We start from the raw sequence: 22,136 nt of genomic DNA, 5'->3' as shown, positions 1-22,136 counted from the left end.
AATATAATTTAATTATAGGTGAATTGGAGAAAGAGGAATGAACATGGAATTTAGAAAAAAAGAGTACAAACCGTTTGACATTTTTGACAGTGAATGGGCGGCAATAACGGTAGGCAACAGGGAAAAGTTCAATGCCTGCCTCGTGTCATGGAGTAGCCTTGGAAATATTTGGGGAGCACCGGGAAAAAGTAAGGCGACTGTAACCCTATATATACATCCGTCAAGATATACAGCTGAGTTTATTGATGATAGTGAATACTTTACTGTAAGCTTTTTTGATCCAAAATATAAAAAGGCACTTGCATACCTTGGAAGTCATTCAGGAAGAAATGAAAATAAAATAGAAAATGCCGGACTTATGGCAATTCCTATAGGTAAGACAATGGGATTTAAAGAGGCAAAACAGACTTTTTTATGTAAAAAGCTTTGTAAGCAACAGTTTGACAAGGAGAGTTTTGTACAGGAAATAAGGGATTACTATGAATTGTATCCAGATATCTATACTGACGGACATGGTGGCTGGGAACCTCATTTTATTCTTATAGGTGAGATAGAACAGATTATAGATTAAATGGATATGCTATATTTGATATTATTTACATAGAAAGGACAAAATTTTTATAAGAAGAATTGATTTTTTTATTTTTTGAAAATATATGAATGAACTAATATTTTATTCATTCAATAATATAATAAAGGAGATTTTATCATGGACAAACAAGGAGTTAAAAAAATGAATGGATTAGGTATTACAGGAATTTCTCTTGCCATTATTGGTATTTTGATCATTATTTGGGGAGCTACACTACAACAGGTTGATTTATCAAACCCTGATTTTATGTCCTTTGCGACTGGAGGTATGATTTTGCTGGCTATAGGGTTATGTATGATTGCCGGCTTACCTGTTATTTTAAAAATTGCGGGTATTTGGTTGGCGGCATTGACTACCATGATTTATATTTACAGCCTACCTAATACTGATTTGCTTATCAAACTGATTGGCTTTATTCCTGTTATCGCACTGGCTACTTGGCTATCTTTTAAATTTTGGAAATGAGGAAAATAATGAAAAGAGGTAAAAAAATGTTTATTATCATTCTATCAACACTTGGAGCGCTTTGTATTATAACTTGGGGTGCCATCGCTTATCTTGGACGAAGCCAGACATTATCGATAAAATCCATCGAAAACCCCAGCGGAGATCTATATTTAATTCATATCACAAAACCGAGTCATCAAATCTGGAAAGCTGGGGCTTATGCTAAGTTTACACTCCCTGATACCTCGTCTACTGCTAGTAAATATGAAGCTAAGGGAGAGCAAACCAGTCGATGGCTAACCATTGCCTCCACACCTGATGAAGATGAAATTCTCATTTTGACTCATAATAGTGGTAGCAACTTTAAGAACACCTTGACACATTTACCGGCTGGCAGTGAGATTGAGATGAGTTGGCTGGATTCCTCTTTGTCTGTTAAAGATACGAATCAGCCACTAGTTTGCTTTGCATCTGATGTCGGCATTTCTGCTCTACGCCCCCTTATCAAAGAATGGGCTGGTAAATGTCCGATTATTCTCAACCATTTTGACAAAGGAGTTACTATTTTCGATAATGAGATGAAAGAACTGGCTCAAAAAACACCGAATTTTACTTATAAAACTAGCGAGGAACTTTCTCAAAGTCAAGAATTTTTAAAACGTGCTATTGATGAATACGGCAATCAAGCTAGTTATCTCATCACAGGTCAGCCTGATGATGTAAATGAGATGAAGAACTTTTTAAAGGAAAATTGGATTGATAGCAAAAACATACAAGTAAGCTCGTTTAGAGGTTTGAAATAGGAGCAATCTATCTTCTATGTATTTCAATCAAACCCTACTAGCTAATTCTAGGTAAATGTGGTAGGATAAACATAGAGAAAGGAGCTTTTATGGCCAATATTTTTGACTACTTAAATGATGTAGCATACGATTCCTTTTATGACCTCCCCGTGAACGAGTTAGATGTTCTTGCCTTGACTGAATTAACCTACCTTGCTTTTGATGATGTAGTCACCCAAGAACCAAAGCGCCTTATAGATCTTGCACCTCAAATCCCTAGAGACACGACGATGTTGACCAATAAGAACCGTCTCCAGTTGTTGGATCAGCTCGCTCAACACAAACGCTTTAAAAATTGCAAGCTCTCAGACTTTATCAACGATATTGATCCTGAATTGCAAAAACAGTTTGCAGCCATGACTTATCGTATCAGTCTCGATACTTATTTGCTTGTTTTTCGTGGAACGGATGATAGTATCATCGGTTGGAAAGAAGATTTTCATATGACCTATATGAAAGAAATTCCAGCTCAAAAACATGCCCTCCAGTATTTAGAGAATTTTTTTGCTCAACACCCCAACCAAAAGGTTATCCTAGCAGGACACTCAAAAGGAGGCAATCTAGCTGTCTATGCTGCCAGTCAACTTGATCCAAACTTGCAGAAAAACATTGTCTCTGTCTACACTTTTGATGCCCCTGGGCTTCACAAGGAACTAACCGAAACACCAGGCTATCAAAACATGATGGAAAGAACGAAAGTGTTTATCCCGCAAGGGTCTATCATCGGAATGATGTTGGAAATTCCGGACAAAAAAATCGTCGTTCGAAGCACCGCTCTAGGTGGCCTTGCTCAGCATGACACTTTTAGTTGGCAGGTTGAAGACAAACACTTTGTCCAACTGGACGAGACCAATAGTGACAGCCAGCAAGTCGATACTACCTTCAAGGAATGGGTTGAGACGGTCCCTGATACGGAACTGCAGCTCTACTTCGACCTCTTTTTTGGAATCATTCTTGATGCTGGAATCTCTTCTATCAACGATCTTTCTTCCTTCAAGGTCATTGAACACATTCACCATCTCTTTGTCCAAGCTCAATCCCTCACTCCCGAAGAAAGAGAAATCATGGGACGACTAACCCAACTCTTGATTGATACCCGTTACCAAGCTTGGAAAAATCGAGAATAGACAAAAACCAACTAACCTAATGATTAGTTGGTTTTTTGTTTAAGAAACTAATGGATACTAGTTAGAATCTCGAGTATAGAATTAGTCTTCTTTTTTCTTGCGAGACACAAGTCCAAATCCGCTCATCAAACCAAGTACTCCTAAAGCTGCCAAAGCTGCATGATCTTCCGTACCAGTATTAGGTAATTCTTTGGTTGCTTTAGTAGTTGGAGATTGCTCAGTCGGCTTTTGTTGAGGGGCAGTAACAACTTTTTCGTAGACATGTTCTGTGTCGCCGTTTGGAAGTTTCTTAGTCTCTACGAAGCGGTAACCTGGAATTTCTTTCTTAGGTTGTTCACCGTCTTCGGTTGGATAACCTGGAATGTCATTGCCTTCCTTATCCTTATGACTGGTCTTCACTTTTTCGTAGACATGTTCTGTGTCGCCGTTTGGAAGTTTCTTAGTCTCTACGAAGCGGTAGCCTGGAATTTCTTTCTTAGGTTGTTGGCCGTCTTCGGTTGGATAACCTGGAATGTCATTGCCTTCCTTATCCTTATGACTAGTCTTAACCTTCTCATAAACGTGTTCTGTGTCCCCGTTTGGAAGTTTCTTAGTCTCTACGAAGCGGTAACCTGGAATATCTTTCTTAGGTTGTTGGCCGTCTTCGGTTGGATGGCCTGGAATGTCATTGCCTTCCTTATCCTTATGACTAGTCTTAACCTTCTCATAAACGTGTTCTGTGTCGCCGTTTGGAAGTTTCTTAGTCTCTACGAAGCGGTAACCTGGAATTTCCTTCTTAGGTTGTTCGCCGTCTTCGCTTGGATAACCTGGAATGTCATTGCCTTCCTTATCCTTATGACTGGTCTTAACCTTCTCATAAACATGTTCTGTGTCACCGTTTGGAAGTTTCTTAGTCTCTACGAAGCGGTAACCTGGAATTTCCTTCTTAGGTTGTTCGCCGTCTTCGCTTGGATAACCTGGAATCTCGTTGCCTTCCTTATCCTTGTGACTAGTCTTCACTTTTTCGTAGACATGTTCTGTGTCGCCGTTTGGAAGTTTTTTGGTCTCTACGAAGCGGTAACCTGGAATATCTTTCTTAGGTTGTTCGCCGTCTTCGCTTGGATAACCTGGAATTTCATTCCCTTCCTTATCCTTGTGACTAGTCTTCACTTTTTCGTAGACATGTTCTGTGTCACCGTTTGGAAGTTTTTTGGTCTCTACGAAGCGGTAGCCTGGAATATCTTTCTTAGGTTGTTCGCCGTCTTCGCTTGGATAACCTGGAATGTCATTCCCTTCCTTATCCTTGTGACTGGTCTTAACCTTCTCATAAACGTGGACCACATTGCCTTTTTCATCAACCTTAGTTTCAACAATTTTATATCCTGGAATATCTTTCTTAGGTTGCGAACCATCTTCACTTGGTGCTAGGATATTTCCTTTAGTATCAACAAATGAAGTATTCGGACGTACAGTAGGGATGTATTTAGCTGTAATTGGGGTTCCATTCTTATCAACACGTTTAACTGTTACTCCAGTTGCTCGACCTACAAATTCTGGCTCTGGTGTGAAAGTAACTTTTCCAGCTTCATCAATAGTATATGTACCCTCACCTGGTACCTTCTTCTCTGTTGTACCATCGTCAAAGGTCGGCTTAACTGTTTCATCAATTTCTACCGGAATTTCTTTACCATTGATTGTTACTTTTCCGCCTTCAAATGTTGGTGTTCCTGATTGAGGTTGTCCTTTCGGACCTTCTGATTCAGAATCTTTTGAAGTAGGTGTAACCGGGATAACAACTGGGGTATACTTAGCTGTAATTGGGGTTCCATTCTTATCAACACGCTTAACAGTCACACCTGTTGCTTGACCTGTAAATGTCTTCTCGGGAGTAAAGGTTACTTTTCCAGTTTCATCAATAGTATATGTACCTTCACCTGGAATTGTCTTCTCTTTTGTACCATCATCAAACGTTGGTTTGACTGTTTCATCAATTTCAACAGTTTTCTCAATACCATTAACTTTGACTTTTCCACCTTCAAATGTTGGTGTTCCTGATTGAGTTGCACCCTGAACATCTGTTGTAATAACATCCGAACTTGTTGGAGTTGCTGGTTTAACAACTGGAGTGTATTTAGCTTTTACAGGAGTTCCATTCTCATCTACACGTTGAACTTCTACACCTGTTCCTTTTCCAGTAAATTGTGGTTCTGGCTTAAATTCTACCATACCATTATTTACAGTATAAGTTCCTTCGCCTGGAATGACAATTGGTTGATCTGTTGGTTTTCCTGTTTTTGGATCAATAAGTTCAAGACCCTTGGTTTCATCAATAGGAACAATTTTTTCCACTCCATTAACAGTAACCCTACCACCTAGGAATGTAGGCACTCCTTTTTGAGTTGCACCTTGAATGTCTTCTGTAACAGCATCAGTAGCTGTTGGAATTGCTGCCTTAACAACTGGAGTGTAGCTTGCTGTAACGGGGGTTCCATTCTTGTCTTCACGTAAAACTTCAACACCTGATGCTTGACCTGTAAAGGTTTTTTCAGGAACAAAGGTTACTGTTCCGTCCGGTGCTACAGTATAAGTACCTTCACCCGGAATAGTGATAGAATCCACAACATTTCCAGTTTTAGAATCAATCAATTTAGCTGGAACAGTGTCATTCATCTCAACAGTAACTTCTTTTCCATTGACAACTGCAGTTCCACCTTGGAATTCTGGTTTTCCAGTTTGAGTTGCACCTTGAACATCTTCAGAAGTCGCAGGAACTCCAATAGGATTTACTGGGATAATTTGTGGCGTGTAAGTTGTCGTCACTTTAGTTCCGTTTTCATCTTCTGCTTGCACAGTTGCTGGAGTAACCTTACCAGAATACAATTTATCCGTTGGACTAAAGGTTACCTTTCCAGTTGTTGGATCAATAGAGAATGTACCAATTTCAGTAGTCCCATCTTCAGCATAAGCTGGAGTTGTCTGACCTGCAGGAACTTCATTTCCTTCTTTATCAAGAAGTTTTACTGAACCCTGTTTAATTGGTGCAATTGCATCACCTTGAACAAATGTAGGGGTGCCTGTTTGTGTTGCTCCTTGAATATTTTCAGAAGTTGCTGGAGTTGCTATTGGTGTAACTGGCGTAATCAATGGTGTGTAAGTTGTTTCAACCGAAATACCATTTTTATCTTTAGCCTGTACACGCACAGGTTGAACTTCACCACTATAAGTCTTATCAGTTGGGGTAAAGACTGCAACGGCTTGTCCACCAACTGTTTTCAGAGTATATGTACCAATAACATTTCCACTAGGGTCTTTTCCGGTTTCATCTAAAAGAGTGAAAGTAGCTGGGTCAATATCTACAGTCACCTGTTTACCATCCAGTGTAGTCGTACCACCATTGAATGTTACTGTACTTTCTTGAGTTGCTCCTTGGACATCAACTGACTTAGCAGGTTCTGCTGTTGGAGTAACACCTACAATATGTGGAGTATAAGTTGTCTTAACTTTTGTACCATTCTCATCTTCAGCCTGAACTGTTGCAGGTTGGACTTTACCTTTGTAAGTCTTATCGGTTGGACTGAATGTTACAGTATTTGAAGTTGGGTCAATTGTATATTCCCCTACTTTGTTACCATTCTCATCCAAAGCATCTACTGAAGCTCCAGGTGCTACCGGAGTACCATTCTTATCAAGAAGAACAGCTGAGTTCGGCTTGATTGGAGCAACAGAGTGTCCTTCTTTGAATGCTACCGTTCCTGTTTGAGTAGCGCCTTGGATACCAGTTGATTCTGCAGGAGTTGCTGTTGGAGTAACTGGTGTAACAGTTGGAGTATATGTTGCTGTCGCTGTAGCGGTAATAGGTTTTCCATCTTTATATTGACCAAGAGTTGCTGTTAATGATACAGTCACTGGGGTTGCTGTACCTGTGAATGTTTTCAACGGAACAAATGTCACAACACCAGTTTCATTATTAATTGTGTATGTTCCTTGACCATCAATTGTTACTTGGTCAACTAACTTACCAGTGGTAGGATCTACCAACTTAGCAGGTGAAGTAGCACTTGGTGCCACAGGTGAGCCATCACCAACAGATGTAAAGGTTGGAGTACCTGTTTGAGTCGCTCCTTGAACATCTGTGGATGTTACATTATGACCTTCAATCGTGTCTGTTACTGTGATGTGGTAAGTTGTTGTAGCGGTTGATGAGCCAGCCCCATGATCCACACCAGATTCAGTTCCACCTATTGTAGCATCTGTTGTGTAATTGCCATTACTATCAATAACGTCAACTGTTACTGTATAGACTCCCACTTCACTCAGTGTATAACCACTAGCAAGATTATAGTTGTTTGCATCTTGTTTAGTGTCATAAACCTTCTGAACTCCTGAAGGAGATGTTACTGTAATACGAGTAATGTAAGTTGTTTTTCCGTACTTAGTATCTTCTGCATCAGAGATTGTCACTGCAGCTTTTGCTTCATTACGGAGATCTACCGCAGTTCCTTTAGTAGAAGTATAATCTTGTGAGCTTGCAGTTGGTTTCGTATTGACAACAGTCGCAACATCTGAGTTAGTTGCGATTGTTCCTCTAATGATTCCACCAAATCCTGATTTAGTATGAACTTCCCATGAATCATCACCCAACTTTTTAGCAGTAACTTCTGTTCCATCTGATGATGTCCATGTGTTTGAATGTTTGTCAAAAGTAATAGTTACTGACATACCATCGCCAGCTTGGTTAGTATTTTGAGAAACATATTCCTTCATTGGACGATCAGGAGTAGTTACACTTGTTACATTTCCATCTTTATCAAGTTGACGAGTATATTCGTAAATGAAGAATTTCATACCGCCATCTAGTTTCGCTTCAGTGTATACTTGGCGTTTCGTCCAAGTTGTAGTCCCATCTCCATTTGCTGTTTTCACTTCGGCATAGTCAGCAGGAAGCTCCCAGTGACCAGATGTACTATTTAAAACTGCAGTGTGTTTTTGCCCATCAGTTCCATTCAATTCAACTCGATCACGTAAGAAAGTTCCCTTAACATTTTCAGCTGATGCTTCTACTTTGATATTATCAACACCAACTTTTGCAGTTGCTTCTGACGTGACTGGAATATTAAAGACGGTATTTGAATCTACAGCACCTAGTTCTTGATTTTCAGTAACCGCAGTATTGGTTGAACCACTATCTACAAGCCATTTACCATTAACGGCTTTCAAGTTTGTTACAGTTCCATCTGGCATTGTAACCTTAGCACTTGTAGCACCTGTCGAGATTTTAACAGGAACTGTTGTTGAATAGGTTTCAACGTTTTGAACTTCAACTTTAGGCTTAACAACTACAGTAATAGAACCGTGCGCCTCTTGACCTGACTGATTCCATGTCGTATTATTAGATAATTTATCATAATCTTTAGCAAATACTGAAACGGTATAGATACCTGCCTCTGTCACCTTACCTCCAATGACAGCATTACCCATGTTGGTTCCAGCAGCTTTTTGCTCTTCAGCAGTACTGTTTGTTACAGTATAGTTGGTGCCAGGAATCAACACTTTAGAATCATCTAATTCTGCTCCTATAGTGTTGTAGCCTGAGACACCTGTGACTGCTTTAGAAGAATTTTGACGAACTTTAACTACTTTACCTTCAGCAGTTGTATAGTCATAGTTTCCTGCTGAATTGCCAGGTATCGCACTAGCTCCCGAAGAATCATGAAAACGAAGATTGATATTCGCATCATCACCAACAGTTCTATCATAACGAGCCGAATCTGACTGAATTGTAGGAGGTGTGCTATCTTGCCAACCTACCCAACCAGCACGTAGATTCTGAATTTGGAAGGTGACAGTCCGCCCATCTGTATTCGTTGCAGTAATATTGAATCGTAAGTCATACACTCCATTTTCAATACCAGCAATTACTTTACCTTGAATGGTATCTGTCGCCTCATCATAAGCAACACCTGGTACAAGGTTAGTTGGTGTTACAGAGGTAAGACTCCAACCAGCTTGCTTAGCTTTTTCTGTAACTGCAATACGATCTTTCAAACCTTTAATATAAACTCTGTCAACTCCTTGTTCATACCCATAGCCATAAATTTCTGTAGCTAGGTATTCATAACCACCGTTAGCAGAGTATATTGACGTCGCAGCGTTTGAAATTCTTGACCCATCCGCACGGAGTTTATTTCTCCAAAGAGGGGCTTCTTCTGCTAATTTTTTAGCGGCATCAGGGGTTAATGGATAGTCTACACGTCCTTTGTTGTTATGACCAGTTTTTCCACCCTGTTCTGTATGCATCCCATTTCCAGCATTTGTATCATTACCAACCCGCTGATTAGAATAGACTTCAATCTCTAGCCCTGTAGCATCAGTACCCGTAATTAATTTAATTTCTTGTACTGGAATTGTATAGGTATCTTTACCAGTATGATTTGCAGCGTTTGTTTCCGATGCATGAGTTGTGTTAGAACCCTCTTCGGCATAGAAATCTTGAGCAGCCAAAGCGACTCCAAAGTTTCCATCTTTTCCGATTCCTGCTTTCTTCAAATCATTGTAGACAGCAATAATGGAATCATTTAAGCGTGACAATTGATCATTGATTTGTTTAGCTGTAACGCTATCCGTAACTAACACTTTTTTAGCTTCCGCAATAACTTCTTTATTATTAGCTATCGCTGCCTCAATTGCCGCTTTGTTTTCAGCCTCAAGCTTATTTTTCCGGATTGCTTCAGTTGCTAAAACATTGGTTACCTCAGCTTCAGAGGTAACTTGTTCTAAGACTTTTTTAGCTTCTTGGACTGGTTTGACAGTTTCTTCTGCTTCTTTTGTTTCTTTTGTTTCTTCTGCTTTTTCTGTAGCAGTGGTCGCCACTGGTTTGACTGCTGTAGTTGCTGCTGTTTCCTCAACTTGTTTCCCAGCTTCGTCTGACTCAACTACAACTGTAACCAAAGCTTCAACTTTAGCATGCTCTGCATCGATATCAGCCTGTTTTGCAGTTTCGTTTGCAAGAACTGCCTTTGCCACAGTCAATACTTCATTTGCAGTAGCTATCGCTGTTGCATCAGCTTTCTTTGCAGATGCAATCTTCGCTTCTAACTCAACTACTTTTTTAGTCAGAGCAGTCTTATCAACTTTTTTAGTCTCTACTACTTTTTCTGACGCCTTAGCTTCAGATTTCTCCGCCGTTATAGTTGACTCCGACTCCTTTGCTGCTACTGGTGTTGTCGTTGTCACTGTTGCATCTGCACCTTGTACTTCCGCCGCCGATACCGCACCATTACCTAGGAACATCATCAAACCGGTCGCAATTGCCACCGACGCAACCCCAAAGCTGTACTTCCGAATGCCATAACGAATGTACTTCTCCGTTCGATAATCCTGTTGCTTACTCTTCATAAGATACACAACCTTCCTATTTTTATTATATCGATATTGAAATATAGAAAAACAAAATTTCTTTCTCTCCTTAAAAAGGCTTTTAAATTTTGATGTTTCAAAAGGATTATATCCTCATATTCAATATGCATATTCATACTAACACTTTCCCCTATCTTTTTCAACAATTTTTATAATTTTATTTAAAATAAAATTAATAACATCCAAATCATTTGATTGGCAAAAAACAAGCACAAGTCTTCTATTTACAGTATGTAAACCTTATATTTTTGTTGAAACAAATTTAATAAAATACTATTTAATGTATCAAACCATTATATTTATATTTGGATCCACTTCGCAAATATTATTTTTTTTTTTAACATATTTTATTTATAATTATAACTATAAAATCCAAATGCGTTCTCAATAAAAGAAACTGTATTTTTATCAGTTATTTCTTATTTGTTCTATGTTCTTATTACCATTCAACTAAAAATATAACAAGTCTTCTCACAGCAATTTCCTTCTTTTTTTAATATAAATCAACCAACCTTGAACACAAAAGAGGGACTTTCTTTTCACTTTATTTCCCTCTTCTGTGCTATACTTAGTTTAGTACATTCTTTGAGATTGGAGCCAGTATGAAAATCCATAAAACCGTGAATCCCGTTGCCTATGAAAACACTTATTATCTAGAAGGGGATCAACACCTGATTGTGGTTGATCCAGGTAGCCATTGGGAAGCTATCCACAAGACTATTGAAAAAATCAACAAACCAGTCTGCGCGATTCTCCTGACACACACCCACTACGACCATATTATGAGTCTAGACTTGGTTCGTGAGACTTTTGGAAATCCCCCAGTTTATGTAGCAGAGAGTGAAGCCAGCTGGCTTTATACACCTGTAGATAATCTCTCTGGTCTCCCTCGTCACGATGATATGGCAAATGTGGTCGCAAAACCTGCAGAGCACACCTTTGTCATTCATGAGGAATACCAGCTTGAGGAATTTCGTTTTACAGTTCTACCAACCCCAGGGCACTCTATCGGCGGTGTTTCTATCGTCTTTCCTGATGCCCATCTTGTCTTGACCGGAGATGCTCTTTTCCGAGAAACCATCGGACGGACAGACCTTCCTACAGGTAGCACGGAACAACTCCTCCATAGCATTCAGACGCAACTCTTCACCCTTCCTAACTACGATGTCTATCCTGGACATGGTCCAGCTACAACTATCGCTCACGAAAAGACCTTCAATCCCTTTTTCTAGCAAGCAAAAAACCAAGGATAATTCCCTTGGTTTTTGTCTTACCAAATAATCACACGGTCCTCTGGTGAACGCCACATGCCATCGCCTTCTTTGACATCGTATGTTGTAAAGAAGTCATCGAAGTTTGGTACTTGCACATTGACACGGAGTTTGGAAGGCGCGTGCACATCGACACTGGCCATGAGTTTCATCAACTCAGGACGGCCTTTCATACGCCAGATACGAGCAAAGTTGTGGAAAAATTCTTCAGCTGAGAAGTCTGGTTCTCTCTTAGCAGCTTCAAGGGCTGCAGCAATCCCGCCCAAGTCAGCAACGTTTTCTGATACAGTTAGTTTTCCGTTGATTCTTGCTCCGTAAGATTCTTGTCCATCAAACTGGTCGATAACTTTCTGCGTTTTTTCTTTAAAGGCAGCATAGTCGCTTTCCGTCCACCAATCCTTGAGACTACCATTTTCATCAAAGGACGCACCATTTGTGTCAAAGGCATGAGAAATCTCGTGAGCAATAACAGCACCAATACCACCGTAGTTGGCTGAAGACGACTGGTGCAAGTCATAGAATGGAGCCTGTAAAATAGCCGCTGGGAAGACAATCAAGTTCTTCTGAGGATTATAGTAGGCATTGACCATATGAGCAGGCATGCCCCACTCCTTGTAGTCAACTGGCTGGTTCCACTTGCTCCAGCTGTGCTTGATTTCCACACGCGCAAAGGCTAGGGCATTCTCAAAGAGACTGGCAGTTTCGTCCACTACCTTGTCCTTGTAGCGGGCTGGCAATTCCTCTGGATAACCGATATAAGGCTTGATGACATTGAGTTTGACAATAGCCTTATCACGCGTTTCAGGAGTGAGCCAGTCATTCTTAGCCAAACGTTCCTTATAAACATCAATCATAGTCGCCACTTTTTTCTCTACGTCTGCCTTAGCTTCTGGGGAGAATTTTTCATGCGCATACCAGAGACCAAGGGCTTGCTTAAAGGGACCTTGGGCCAAGTGATAGGCTGCCTTGACCTTGTCCTGAGCTTCTGGAACACCTGAAAGGGCACGTCCATAGGCACCTGATAGGACACGAATCTCGTCTGTGAGATAGCTGGTTGAAAGATTGACCACAGCCAAAATCAAGGTTGCCTTAAGCAAAGGCCACGCTTCTTCACTATAAAATTGGTCTGCTGCTTGCCAGAAACGTTCCTCATCTACGATAACCTTATCTGGAGTTTGTCCAAGAACTGCTTGGAAGAAATCATCCAAAGGTAGGGCAGGGGCAAATTTCTTGAAATCTTCATAAGCGTATGGATGGTAGAGTTTGGCATATTCTGAACTTTCTTCGTTTGAAAGAACCACTGCTGCGATACGACGGTCCAATTCCAATCTCTTCTCTAGTAAGTCTTCGATTTCCTCATCTGAAAAATCATAGGCTTTGAGAAGATTTGCGCTACTTTCCTTCCAAAGCGTCAAGAGCTCCTCACGTTGAGGATGGTCTTCAGCATAGTAGGTTGTATCTGGCAAGATAGTTCCTGGTGCACTTGCCCAGAGAACATTGGTTCTGGCATCCATAAAGTCTGGTGATACTCCAAATGGAAGGAAGTTTGGTTTACCTGCTAGTTCAAACTCTGCCAGTTTGCTGGTAAAATCTGCAAAGCTCTCCAAATCTTGGTATTCCTTGAGCAGAGGAAGGACAGGCTTGATTCCATCTGCATCCCTCTTATCAAAATCACGTACCATACGATGGTACTTAACAAAATTTGCGAGGATAGCGTCCTCTGGAACATCTTCGCCTTCCAACCACTTGTCCGTAGTTGCCAGCATTAACTCTTCAATTTCCTCATCAAGGTCAATAAAGCCACCTGTTCGAGATTTATCAGCTGGAATAACAGCTGTTTTTTCCCATTCTCCATTGATTGCATCATAAAAATCGTCTTGATAACGTGTCATCTTGTTCTCGCTTTCATTTTTTCACTTATTCTTAGCTTAGCAAAAAACACTTGGGAATGCAATTAAAAATGGTCTCTCTTTTTTCTTCATTTTTCAGTTATTATTTTAAATTTTTTAAAAATTAACTTGACTTAATTTTTTTTTTAATGTATATTAAAAGACAGGAGGAAAACAACTGTATGATACGTATCGAAAACCTCAGTGTCTCCTACAAAGAAACGTTGGCACTAAAGGATATTTCACTAGTGCTCCACGGACCAACTATTACTGGAATTATTGGTCCAAACGGTGCTGGAAAATCAACTTTATTAAAAAGTATGTTGGGAATTATCCCACACGAAGGTCAGGCCTTTCTCGATGACAAAGAAGTCAAGAAATCTTTACATCGAGTTGCCTATGTCGAGCAAAAAATCCATATCGACTACAATTTCCCTATCAAGGTCAAGGAATGTGTCTCACTGGGACTCTATCCATCTATCCCGCTCTTCCACACTTTAAAGGCCAGCCACTGGAAAAAAGTGGCGGATGCACTTGAAATCGTTGGACTCTCAGACTATGCTGATCGCCAAATCAGTCAGCTCTCTGGAGGACAATTCCAACGTGTTTTGATTGCCCGCTGCTTAGTGCAGGAAGCTGACTACATCTTTTTAGATGAGCCTTTTGTCGGGATTGACTCGATCAGTGAAGAGATTATCATGAATACACTGAGAGACCTTAAAAAAGCTGGTAAAACAGTTCTCATCGTCCATCATGACCTCAGCAAAGTCCCTCATTATTTCGACCAAGTTATGCTTCTCAATCGAGAATTGGTTGCTATTGGTTCAACTGAAGAAACCTTTACCGAAGTCAATCTCAAAAAAGCTTATGGTAGTAAGCTCTTCTTTAATGGAGGTGACCTATGATAGTAGAATTTATCGATGGATTGCAACATTTCCATTTCCTACAAAATGCCCTGATAACAGCTATAGTCATCGGGGTGGTTGCTGGAGCCGTGGGATGTTTTATCATCTTACGTGGAATGTCTCTCATGGGGGATGCCATCTCTCACGCAGTTTTGCCCGGCGTAGCCCTTTCCTTTATCCTGGGAATTGATTTCTTTATTGGAGCGATCATCTTTGGCTTGATGGCTTCCATCATCATTACCTACATCAAGGGGAACTCTATCATCAAGAGTGACACTGCCATTGGTATTACCTTTTCATCTTTCTTAGCCTTAGGTGTCATCTTGATTAGTGTTGCCAAGAGTTCGACAGACCTCTTCCATATCCTTTTTGGGAATATCCTCGCTGTCCAAGATACGGACATGTGGATCACCATTGGTGTGGGGGCATTGATTCTCTTGATTATCGGGATTTTCTTTAAACAACTATTGATTACATCCTTTGACGAGCTTTTGGCTAAAGCCATGGGAATGCCTGTTAATTTCTATCACTACCTCCTCATGGTACTCTTGACCCTTGTGTCAGTCACTGCCATGCAAAGTGTTGGAACGATTCTTATCGTGGCCATGTTGATCACCCCAGCTGCGACGGCTTACCTTTATGCTAATAGCCTAAAGAGCATGATTTTTCTTTCATCAACCCTAGGGGCAACCGCTTCTGTTTTGGGACTCTTTATCGGCTATAGCTTCAACCTCGCAGCAGGATCGAGCATCGTGCTCACATCTGCCAGCTTCTTCTTAATCAGTTTCTTTATCTCTCCAAAGCAACGATACTTGAAACTAAAAAATAAAAAAATCAATAAATAAGGGGAAACCCTTCTGGAGGAATCTAATGAAAAAATTAGGTACATTGCTCGTTCTTTTTCTTTCTATCATTGGATTAGCTGCCTGTGCTAGTGGGAAAAAAGATACAGCATCTACAAACCAAAAACTAAAGGTTGTAGCGACTAACTCTATCATTGCTGATATTACTAAAAATATCGCTGGTGACAAGATTGATCTTCATAGTATCGTTCCTGTTGGTCAAGACCCACACGAGTACGAACCACTTCCTGAAGACGTAAAGAAAACTTCTGAGGCTGACCTCATTTTCTATAACGGTATCAACCTTGAAACAGGTGGCAATGCTTGGTTTACCAAATTGGTCGAAAATGCCAAGAAAACTGAAAACAAAGACTACTATGCAGTTAGTGACGGCGTAGATATCATCTACCTTGAAGGTCAAAACGAGAAAGGCAAAGAAGACCCACACGCTTGGCTCAACCTTGAAAATGGAATTATCTTTGCTAAAAATATCGCTAAACAGTTGATTGCAAAAGACCCTAGCAACAAGGAATTCTACGAAAAAAATCTCAAAGACTATACTGAAAAGCTAGACAAACTGGACAAGGAAGCCAAAGAGAAATTTAACAATATCCCTGCTGAGAAAAAACTCATTGTAACCAGCGAAGGATGCTTCAAATACTTCTCTAAAGCTTACGGAGTTCCAAGTGCCTACATCTGGGAAATCAACACAGAAGAAGAAGGAACACCGGAACAAATCAAGACCTTGGTTGAAAAGCTTCGCCAAACAAAAGTTCCATCCCTCTTTGTTGAATCAAGTGTCGATGACCGTCCAATGAAGACTGTTTCACAAGACACAAATATTCCAATTTACGCACAAATCTTTACTGACTCAATCGCTGAAGAAGGTAAAGAAGGTGACAGCTACTACAACATGATGAAATACAACCTTGACAAGATTGCTGAAGGTTTGTCAAAATAATCCATTAAAAACGTCGTTCTCACATGAACAGGCGTTTTTTATCGCTTAATTTCCAGTCAAATCATTGGAAAAATCTGACAATTCTCGGTAAAATAAAAGAAAAAAGAATGGAGTAGTTTCATGACCACTTTTCTCGGAAATCCTGTAACCTTTACAGGTAAACAACTGCAAGTCGGAGACAAGGCACTTGACTTTTCTCTTACGACAACCGATCTCTCTAAAAAAACGCTAGCTGACTTTGAAGGAAAGAAAAAAGTCTTGAGTGTTGTCCCTTCTATCGATACTGGTATCTGCTCAACGCAAACACGTCGATTCAACCAAGAACTAGCTAACCTCGACAATACCGTCGTTCTTACTGTTTCTATGGACCTACCATTTGCCCAAGGACGCTGGTGCGGGGCTGAAGGCCTTGACAATGCCATCATGCTATCAGACTATTTTGACCATTCTTTCGGGCGCGATTATGCCCTCTTGATTAACGAATGGCATCTCCTTGCACGTGCCGTTTTTGTTCTCGACACTGATAATGTCATCCGTTACGTAGAATACGTTGATAACATCAACACGGAACCAGACTTTGAAGCTGCTATTGCTGCAGTGAAAGAACTGGACTAAAATCAAAGCCATTAGGGCAGAAGGCTAGAGAAATCTAGCTTTTTTTGATATACTAGATGGAGAGAAAAGACAAGAGGAAACGAATGACGCCAAATAAAGAAGACTACCTAAAATGTATTTATGAAATCGGTACGGAGATGCAAAAAATCACCAACAAAGAAATTGCTGCCCGTATGCAAGTCTCTCCACCTGCCGTAACAGAGATGATCAAACGCATGAAAAGTGAAAATCTCATCCTCAAGGACAAGGAGAATGGCTATCTATTGACAGATATCGGGCTCAAACTAGTTTCCGAACTCTATCGTAAACACCGTTTGATTGAAGTCTTTCTAGTTCACCATCTCGACTATACCAGTGACCAGATCCACGAGGAAGCTGAGGTCCTAGAGCACACTGTATCTGACCTCTTCGTAGAGAGACTGGATAAACTCCTGGGCTTCCCTAAAACCTGTCCCCACGGAGGAACCATCCCAGCCAAGGGAGAGCTCTTGGTTGAAATCAACAACTTACCACTGGCAGGTACCAAGGAAGCTGGAACCTATCTCCTGACTCGAGTTCACGATAGCTTTGACTTACTTAAATACTTAGAAAAGCATGAGATTCATATCGGTAACCAAGTCAAAGTCAAGCAGTTTGATAATTTTTCCAATACCTTTACACTGGTCAACAAAGGTGAAGACCTCCAAGTTAGTATGGATATCGCCAAACAACTCTATGTCGAAAAAATCAACTAAGCCCTTATCCTTGAAAGAAATTCCTTTCAGGGATTTTTTATTATTTTGCTTGTAACTCCCATTTGTTTGGTGTAGAATGAAGCTAGATAAAAGAGGGAGGTCTTCCTATGAAAAAGCTCTTTAGAATCCATTTTGCAGCCGTTGTAGTCAGCGATTTGCTACTGTTGGTAACTTTCAGACCCCGATACGAACTTTCTTTGGAGAGAGGTCTGATCTTTTGCTTCATTTTCATCCTTGCTCAGGGACTACTGCTGTCTCGCTTGGTCTTCCGACTCAAAAAACATTTCTCTGAGATTTATCCTCAGATGAACAAAAAAATTCGCCTCTACTATTTAGGGGTGCTCATCAGCGATTTTCTATTATTTGTCTTTTTAGCAATCACTGGCCCTCAATATTTCTACTCTCTTACTCCAGTCTTTACTTCCTGTCATTCTACTTTATACTATGTAACGGCTAGCCACCTAAGAGAAAACTATCCAGACTTTTACAACCGACATACCTCTTTATGGGAGTGTCTATAAACAAAAACCAAGCCGACAAGGCTTGGTTTTCTTATCTATTTTTTGTATCAAGGATAATGGTGACCGGTCCGTCATTGACCAGCTCTACCTGCATATCCGCTCCAAAGATACCTTTCTGAACGGGCACTTCCTGAGCTAGCTTTTGGTTGAAAGTGTCATAGAAGGCAGCTGCCCTATCCGGCTTGGCTGCACCTGTAAAGGCTGGACGATTGCCCTTCTTAGTATCTGCAAAGAGGGTAAACTGAGAAATAGAAAGGATTTCGCCCCCAATATCCTTAACAGACAGATTCATCTTGCCTTCTGCATCTGAAAAAATCCGCATGTTGACCAGTTTTCTCACAGCATAATCCAGATCTTCCTCTTGGTCCTCTGGGCCTACACCGACCAACAATAAGAGACCCTGATTGATTTTTCCCTGAACCTGACCTTCGATACTGACTTGGGCTTTTTTAACCCGTTGAATGATGATTTTCATAAGCGCCTTTCTATTCAATTATCCGTTGGTCCGTTTGACGGAGTAAACCTCTGGTACACTTTTAATCTTATCAACGACCGTGGTCAGTGTAGAGAGGTTGGAAATACCAAAGGAGACATGGATATTAGCAAATTTCATATCCTTGGTTGGTTGAGCATTAACGGTTGAGATATTCTTAGTTGTGTTGGAGAGAACTTGCAGAACATCATTTAAGAGCCCTGTACGGTTGAGACCATAGATATCGATGTGGGCGGTGTATTCCTTGCTTGAGAATTGATCTTCCCACTCCACATCAAGGAGACGTTGCTCATAGTTTTCTTGGGCACGGAGATTCATACAGTCCACACGGTGAATAGCTACACCGCGTCCCTTAGTAATGTAGCCGACAATGTCGTCACCCGGCACTGGATTGCAACACTTGGCAATACGAACGAGGAGGCCTGAAGCACCTTCAATGACCACACCACCCTCATGCTTGACCTTGATGGTTTCTTTGTTCTCGACCTTAACTTCGCCACCTTTGACAAGCTCTTCTGCCTCCGCCTTGGCCTTAGCGCGTTCTTCCTCACGACGTTCCTTTTCGGTCAAGCGGTTAAAGACGGTAATAGCGCCAATTTCTCCAAAACCAATGGCTGCGTAGAGAGCCTCCTCTGTCTTGTAGCTGGTCTTTTGAAGAACCTCATCCATATGGCGCTTGTCCATGAATTTATTGGCTACATAGCCGTTTTCTTGGAACTGGGCCATCAACATCTCACGGCCCTTGTTAACGGATAATTCCTTGTCTTGATTTTTAAAGAACTGACGAATCTTGTTGCGCGCCTTGCTGGTCTTGACCATGTTGAGCCAGTCACGACTCGGACCAAAGGAGTTGGGATTGGTGATAATTTCAACCTGATCCCCTGTCTTGAGCTTGGTTGTCAGCGGAACCATACGGCCATTGACCTTGGCACCAGTCGCTTTTTCACCGACTTTGGTATGGATTTCATAGGCAAAATCAATCGGTCCTGAATCTTTTGGAAGAGAGCGAACCGCACCATCTGGAGTAAAGACGTAAATCTCCTCCGCCAGATAGTTTTCTTTAACAGAGTCCACAAATTCCTTGGCATCATCAGCCTGATCTTGGAGCTCCATCATCTCCTTGATCCAGTTCATTCCAATAGCAGATTCCTTGCTGTTGACCTGTCCTTTAATGCCTTTCTTATAAGCCCAGTGAGCTGCTACCCCGTACTCAGCCACCTCGTGCATTTCCTTGGTCCGAATCTGGAATTCAATCGGCCCTTTTGGTCCATAAACGGTTGTATGGATAGACTGGTAACCGTTGGCCTTACGATTGGCGATATAGTCTTTGAAGCGACCTGGCATAGGTTTCCAAAGTTCATGCACATAACCCAGCATGGCGTAAACATCACTCTGGGTATCTAAGATACAGCGAATGGCAATCAGATCATAAATTTCCTCAAAGCGTTTCTTCTTATCCTGCATCTTGCGGTAAATCGAATAGATATGCTTAGGACGACCATAGATTTTCCCTTTGAGATTGCGTTCGGTAGCATAGTTCTCCAACTTGGTTACGACTTCATCGACCAGAGCCTCACGTTCTCTGCGTTTTTCCTTCATCATGTGGGTGATTTTGTAAAACTCAGTTGGATTGAGGTAACGGAAAGATAGATCTTCCAACTCCCACTTGACACTGGAAATCCCTAGACGATGAGCAAGTGGTGCGTAAATTTCCATGGTTTCTCTGGAGATACGTTCTTGCTTGTCCTTTCGAAGGTGTTTGAGAGTCCGCATATTGTGCAAACGGTCCGATAATTTAACCAAGATAACACGGATATCCTCAGACATGGCCATAAGCATCTTGCGGTGATTTTCCGCCAATTGTTCCTCAAGTGATTTGTACTCAACCTTACCAAGTTTGGTCACCCCATCAACGATAATCCGAACATCATGACCGAACTCTCTTTCCAAATCATCCAGTGTCGCATCTGTGTCTTCAACCACGTCATGCAAAAAACCACAGGCAACGGTTACGGCATCCAGCTTGAGCTTAGCCAGAATCCCTGCTACCTGAATGGGATGGATAATATAGGGCTCACCTGATTTCCGAAACTGCCCACTATGACAATCAACTGCGTAAATCAATGCTTTTTGTACAAAAGCAACGTCTTCCTTTGTTAAATATTCTCTCGTTAAAGCGACTACCTGATCGCCCGTCAAATTCACTTCTTTCGGCATCTATACTCTCCAATTCTTCCTACCATTTTATCACTTTTTTAAGAATATTAAAACTAGAAAAGCCTGTTTTCATGCCGAGCCTGTGCATTTAAAAGAAAAAACACTGCAAGAGAAACTCTGCAGTGCTTTGCTATTCTATTTATCTTAGTAGACTGTTTTTTCAGTTTCTACATCAAAGAAGTGTGCTTTGTTCAAGTCAAATCCAAGTTCAACTGTTGCACCCGTTTGCAAGTAGTCACGAGCATCCACTTTGGCAACAAACTCATCTTTACCAACTTGGCAGTAAAGGTGAGATTCTGAACCAAGCAATTCTGATACAGAGATGGTTGCTTTAACCACTGATTCTGGGAATGTTTCAAGGAAAGCAGGTTCTGCATTCACATCTTCTGGACGAATACCGAAGATCAAGTCTTTTCCTTCGTAGCCTTTGTCACGAAGAACTTTCAAAGCACCTTCTGGCACTTTCAAGCGGAAACCGTCAGAAACAATTTCGCTACCAACCAATTTCACATTGATGAAGTTCATAGCTGGGCTTCCGATAAATCCTGCTACAAATTTGTTAACTGGGTTTTTGTAAACTTCTTGAGGTGTACCGATTTGTTCAACACGTCCGATAGTACCTGTACCAGCAGGGTTCTTAGTTGCTGACATGATAACGATACGGTCTGCAAGTGTCATCGCTTCTGTTTGGTCGTGGGTTACGTAGATAGTTGTAGCTCCGATACGACGGTGGATTTTCGCAATTTCAGCACGCATGGATACACGAAGTTTGGCATCCAAGTTTGACAAAGGTTCGTCCATCAAGAACACTTTTGCATCACGGACGATAGCACGACCCATGGCAACACGTTGACGTTGACCACCTGAAAGGTCAGCTGGTTTACGATCCAAGAATTCTTTCAAACCAAGGATTGCTGCTGCTTCTTGCACACGTTTGTCGATGTCTTCTTTGCTGTACTTACGCAATTTCAAACCAAAAGCCATGTTGTCATACACAGTCATGTGTGGGTAAAGAGCGTAGTTTTGGAATACCATGGCGATGTCACGGTCTTTTGGAGCTACGTCGTTGACAACCACGCCATCGATAGATGCAGTACCTTCTGTAATGTCTTCAAGACCAGCAATCATACGAAGAGTTGTTGATTTACCACATCCTGAAGGACCTACGAAAACGATAAATTCCTTGTCTTTGATGTCCAAGTTGAAGTCTTCAACTGAGTAGTGTTCGCTGTTTGGATATTTTTTGTAAATGTTTTTAAGATTTAATTCTACCATCGAGGTGAAC

16 protein-coding genes are annotated in these 22,136 nt (G+C 41.1%); 11 read left to right on the top strand and 5 right to left on the bottom strand.

Features of this window, described 5'->3' with window-relative positions; translation table 11 throughout:
- The first annotated feature begins 43 nt into the window (after positions 1 to 43).
- From AXF18_RS05650 to AXF18_RS05635, 4 genes are all read left to right on the top strand, one after another.
- The gene (locus AXF18_RS05650; protein WP_025168435.1) at positions 44 to 571 is read left to right on the top strand and encodes a flavin reductase; all 528 of its coding nucleotides are present in this window, start codon (positions 44 to 46) and stop codon (positions 569 to 571) included.
- Positions 572 to 733: 162 nt separating this feature from the next.
- On the top strand, positions 734 to 1,057 hold the full coding sequence (locus AXF18_RS05645; RefSeq protein ID WP_172837215.1) for a hypothetical protein: 324 nt from the start codon (positions 734 to 736) through the stop codon (positions 1,055 to 1,057).
- An 8-nt stretch (positions 1,058 to 1,065) separates the two neighbouring features.
- The gene (locus AXF18_RS05640) at positions 1,066 to 1,842 is read left to right on the top strand and encodes a ferredoxin reductase (protein WP_065371633.1); all 777 of its coding nucleotides are present in this window, start codon (positions 1,066 to 1,068) and stop codon (positions 1,840 to 1,842) included.
- A gap of 89 nt (positions 1,843 to 1,931) precedes the next feature.
- Entirely contained in the window at positions 1,932 to 3,008 is a 1,077-nt protein-coding gene (locus AXF18_RS05635; RefSeq protein ID WP_065371632.1) for a DUF2974 domain-containing protein, read from the top strand.
- Between the two features lie 81 nt (positions 3,009 to 3,089).
- Here AXF18_RS05635 and AXF18_RS05630 read toward each other — a convergent pair whose 3' ends face one another.
- Positions 3,090 to 10,382, bottom strand: coding sequence for a YSIRK-type signal peptide-containing protein (locus tag AXF18_RS05630; protein ID WP_065371631.1), 7,293 nt, complete (start codon positions 10,380 to 10,382; stop codon positions 3,090 to 3,092).
- Positions 10,383 to 11,005: 623 nt separating this feature from the next.
- Here AXF18_RS05630 and AXF18_RS05625 point away from each other — a divergent pair.
- The gene (locus tag AXF18_RS05625; RefSeq protein WP_065371630.1) at positions 11,006 to 11,635 is read left to right on the top strand and encodes an MBL fold metallo-hydrolase; all 630 of its coding nucleotides are present in this window, start codon (positions 11,006 to 11,008) and stop codon (positions 11,633 to 11,635) included.
- A gap of 38 nt (positions 11,636 to 11,673) precedes the next feature.
- Here the strand turns inward: AXF18_RS05625 and AXF18_RS05620 are convergent, their stop codons facing one another.
- Positions 11,674 to 13,566, bottom strand: a complete 1,893-nt coding sequence (locus AXF18_RS05620; protein ID WP_065371629.1) for a M13 family metallopeptidase — start codon at positions 13,564 to 13,566, stop codon at positions 11,674 to 11,676.
- Between the two features lie 179 nt (positions 13,567 to 13,745).
- Here AXF18_RS05620 and AXF18_RS05615 point away from each other — a divergent pair, with 179 nt between their 5' ends.
- The 6 genes from AXF18_RS05615 to AXF18_RS10145 all read left to right on the top strand — a co-directional run bounded on the left by AXF18_RS05615 (position 13,746) and on the right by AXF18_RS10145 (position 18,141).
- On the top strand, positions 13,746 to 14,468 hold the full coding sequence (locus AXF18_RS05615; RefSeq protein ID WP_000619158.1) for a metal ABC transporter ATP-binding protein: 723 nt from the start codon (positions 13,746 to 13,748) through the stop codon (positions 14,466 to 14,468).
- A complete protein-coding gene (locus AXF18_RS05610; RefSeq protein ID WP_000634601.1) occupies positions 14,465 to 15,313 on the top strand; it encodes a metal ABC transporter permease in 849 nt (282 codons plus the stop codon). The genes AXF18_RS05615 and AXF18_RS05610 overlap by 4 nt, the downstream gene beginning before the upstream one ends.
- Before the next feature lie 25 nt (positions 15,314 to 15,338).
- Positions 15,339 to 16,271: a metal ABC transporter substrate-binding protein gene (locus tag AXF18_RS05605; protein ID WP_049489570.1), complete on the top strand. Its 933-nt coding sequence runs from the start codon at positions 15,339 to 15,341 to the stop codon at positions 16,269 to 16,271.
- Between the two features lie 120 nt (positions 16,272 to 16,391).
- Entirely contained in the window at positions 16,392 to 16,886 is a 495-nt protein-coding gene (gene tpx, locus AXF18_RS05600) for a thiol peroxidase (protein ID WP_000206544.1), read from the top strand.
- A gap of 83 nt (positions 16,887 to 16,969) precedes the next feature.
- The gene (locus AXF18_RS05595; protein WP_000188541.1) at positions 16,970 to 17,620 is read left to right on the top strand and encodes a metal-dependent transcriptional regulator; all 651 of its coding nucleotides are present in this window, start codon (positions 16,970 to 16,972) and stop codon (positions 17,618 to 17,620) included.
- 107 nt (positions 17,621 to 17,727) lie between these two features.
- Positions 17,728 to 18,141, top strand: a complete 414-nt coding sequence (locus AXF18_RS10145) for a hypothetical protein (RefSeq protein ID WP_065371628.1) — start codon at positions 17,728 to 17,730, stop codon at positions 18,139 to 18,141.
- A 31-nt stretch (positions 18,142 to 18,172) separates the two neighbouring features.
- Here AXF18_RS10145 and dtd read toward each other — a convergent pair whose 3' ends face one another.
- From dtd to AXF18_RS05575, 3 genes are all read right to left on the bottom strand, one after another.
- The gene (gene dtd, locus AXF18_RS05585; protein ID WP_049538617.1) at positions 18,173 to 18,616 is read right to left on the bottom strand and encodes a D-aminoacyl-tRNA deacylase; all 444 of its coding nucleotides are present in this window, start codon (positions 18,614 to 18,616) and stop codon (positions 18,173 to 18,175) included.
- 18 nt (positions 18,617 to 18,634) lie between these two features.
- Positions 18,635 to 20,851, bottom strand: coding sequence for a bifunctional (p)ppGpp synthetase/guanosine-3',5'-bis(diphosphate) 3'-pyrophosphohydrolase (locus tag AXF18_RS05580; RefSeq protein WP_065371627.1), 2,217 nt, complete (start codon positions 20,849 to 20,851; stop codon positions 18,635 to 18,637).
- 144 nt (positions 20,852 to 20,995) lie between these two features.
- Positions 20,996 to 22,126 (bottom strand): ABC transporter ATP-binding protein, encoded by a 1,131-nt coding sequence (locus AXF18_RS05575; RefSeq protein ID WP_000229942.1) that lies wholly within the window; start codon positions 22,124 to 22,126, stop codon positions 20,996 to 20,998.
- Between the last annotated feature and the right edge of the window lie 10 nt (positions 22,127 to 22,136).

The sequence above is a fragment of the Streptococcus sp. oral taxon 064 genome, from assembly GCF_001683375.1.
GTDB classification, from domain to species: Bacteria; Bacillota; Bacilli; order Lactobacillales; family Streptococcaceae; genus Streptococcus; species Streptococcus oralis_S.
The sequence above is the reverse complement of the archived record's forward strand: the minus strand, read 5'-3'. Positions and strand labels throughout refer to the sequence as shown.

Coding starts and splice junctions, on each gene's coding strand:
- AXF18_RS05650 (WP_025168435.1), top strand. CDS start 44: ATGGAATTTAGAAAAAAAGAGTACAAACCGTTTGACATTTTTGACAGT.
- AXF18_RS05645 (WP_172837215.1), top strand. CDS start 734: ATGAATGGATTAGGTATTACAGGAATTTCTCTTGCCATTATTGGTATT.
- AXF18_RS05640 (WP_065371633.1), top strand. CDS start 1,066: ATGAAAAGAGGTAAAAAAATGTTTATTATCATTCTATCAACACTTGGA.
- AXF18_RS05635 (WP_065371632.1), top strand. CDS start 1,932: ATGGCCAATATTTTTGACTACTTAAATGATGTAGCATACGATTCCTTT.
- AXF18_RS05630 (WP_065371631.1), bottom strand. CDS start 10,382: ATGAAGAGTAAGCAACAGGATTATCGAACGGAGAAGTACATTCGTTAT.
- AXF18_RS05625 (WP_065371630.1), top strand. CDS start 11,006: ATGAAAATCCATAAAACCGTGAATCCCGTTGCCTATGAAAACACTTAT.
- AXF18_RS05620 (WP_065371629.1), bottom strand. CDS start 13,566: ATGACACGTTATCAAGACGATTTTTATGATGCAATCAATGGAGAATGG.
- AXF18_RS05615 (WP_000619158.1), top strand. CDS start 13,746: ATGATACGTATCGAAAACCTCAGTGTCTCCTACAAAGAAACGTTGGCA.
- AXF18_RS05610 (WP_000634601.1), top strand. CDS start 14,465: ATGATAGTAGAATTTATCGATGGATTGCAACATTTCCATTTCCTACAA.
- AXF18_RS05605 (WP_049489570.1), top strand. CDS start 15,339: ATGAAAAAATTAGGTACATTGCTCGTTCTTTTTCTTTCTATCATTGGA.
- tpx (WP_000206544.1), top strand. CDS start 16,392: ATGACCACTTTTCTCGGAAATCCTGTAACCTTTACAGGTAAACAACTG.
- AXF18_RS05595 (WP_000188541.1), top strand. CDS start 16,970: ATGACGCCAAATAAAGAAGACTACCTAAAATGTATTTATGAAATCGGT.
- AXF18_RS10145 (WP_065371628.1), top strand. CDS start 17,728: ATGAAAAAGCTCTTTAGAATCCATTTTGCAGCCGTTGTAGTCAGCGAT.
- dtd (WP_049538617.1), bottom strand. CDS start 18,616: ATGAAAATCATCATTCAACGGGTTAAAAAAGCCCAAGTCAGTATCGAA.
- AXF18_RS05580 (WP_065371627.1), bottom strand. CDS start 20,851: ATGCCGAAAGAAGTGAATTTGACGGGCGATCAGGTAGTCGCTTTAACG.
- AXF18_RS05575 (WP_000229942.1), bottom strand. CDS start 22,126: ATGGTAGAATTAAATCTTAAAAACATTTACAAAAAATATCCAAACAGC.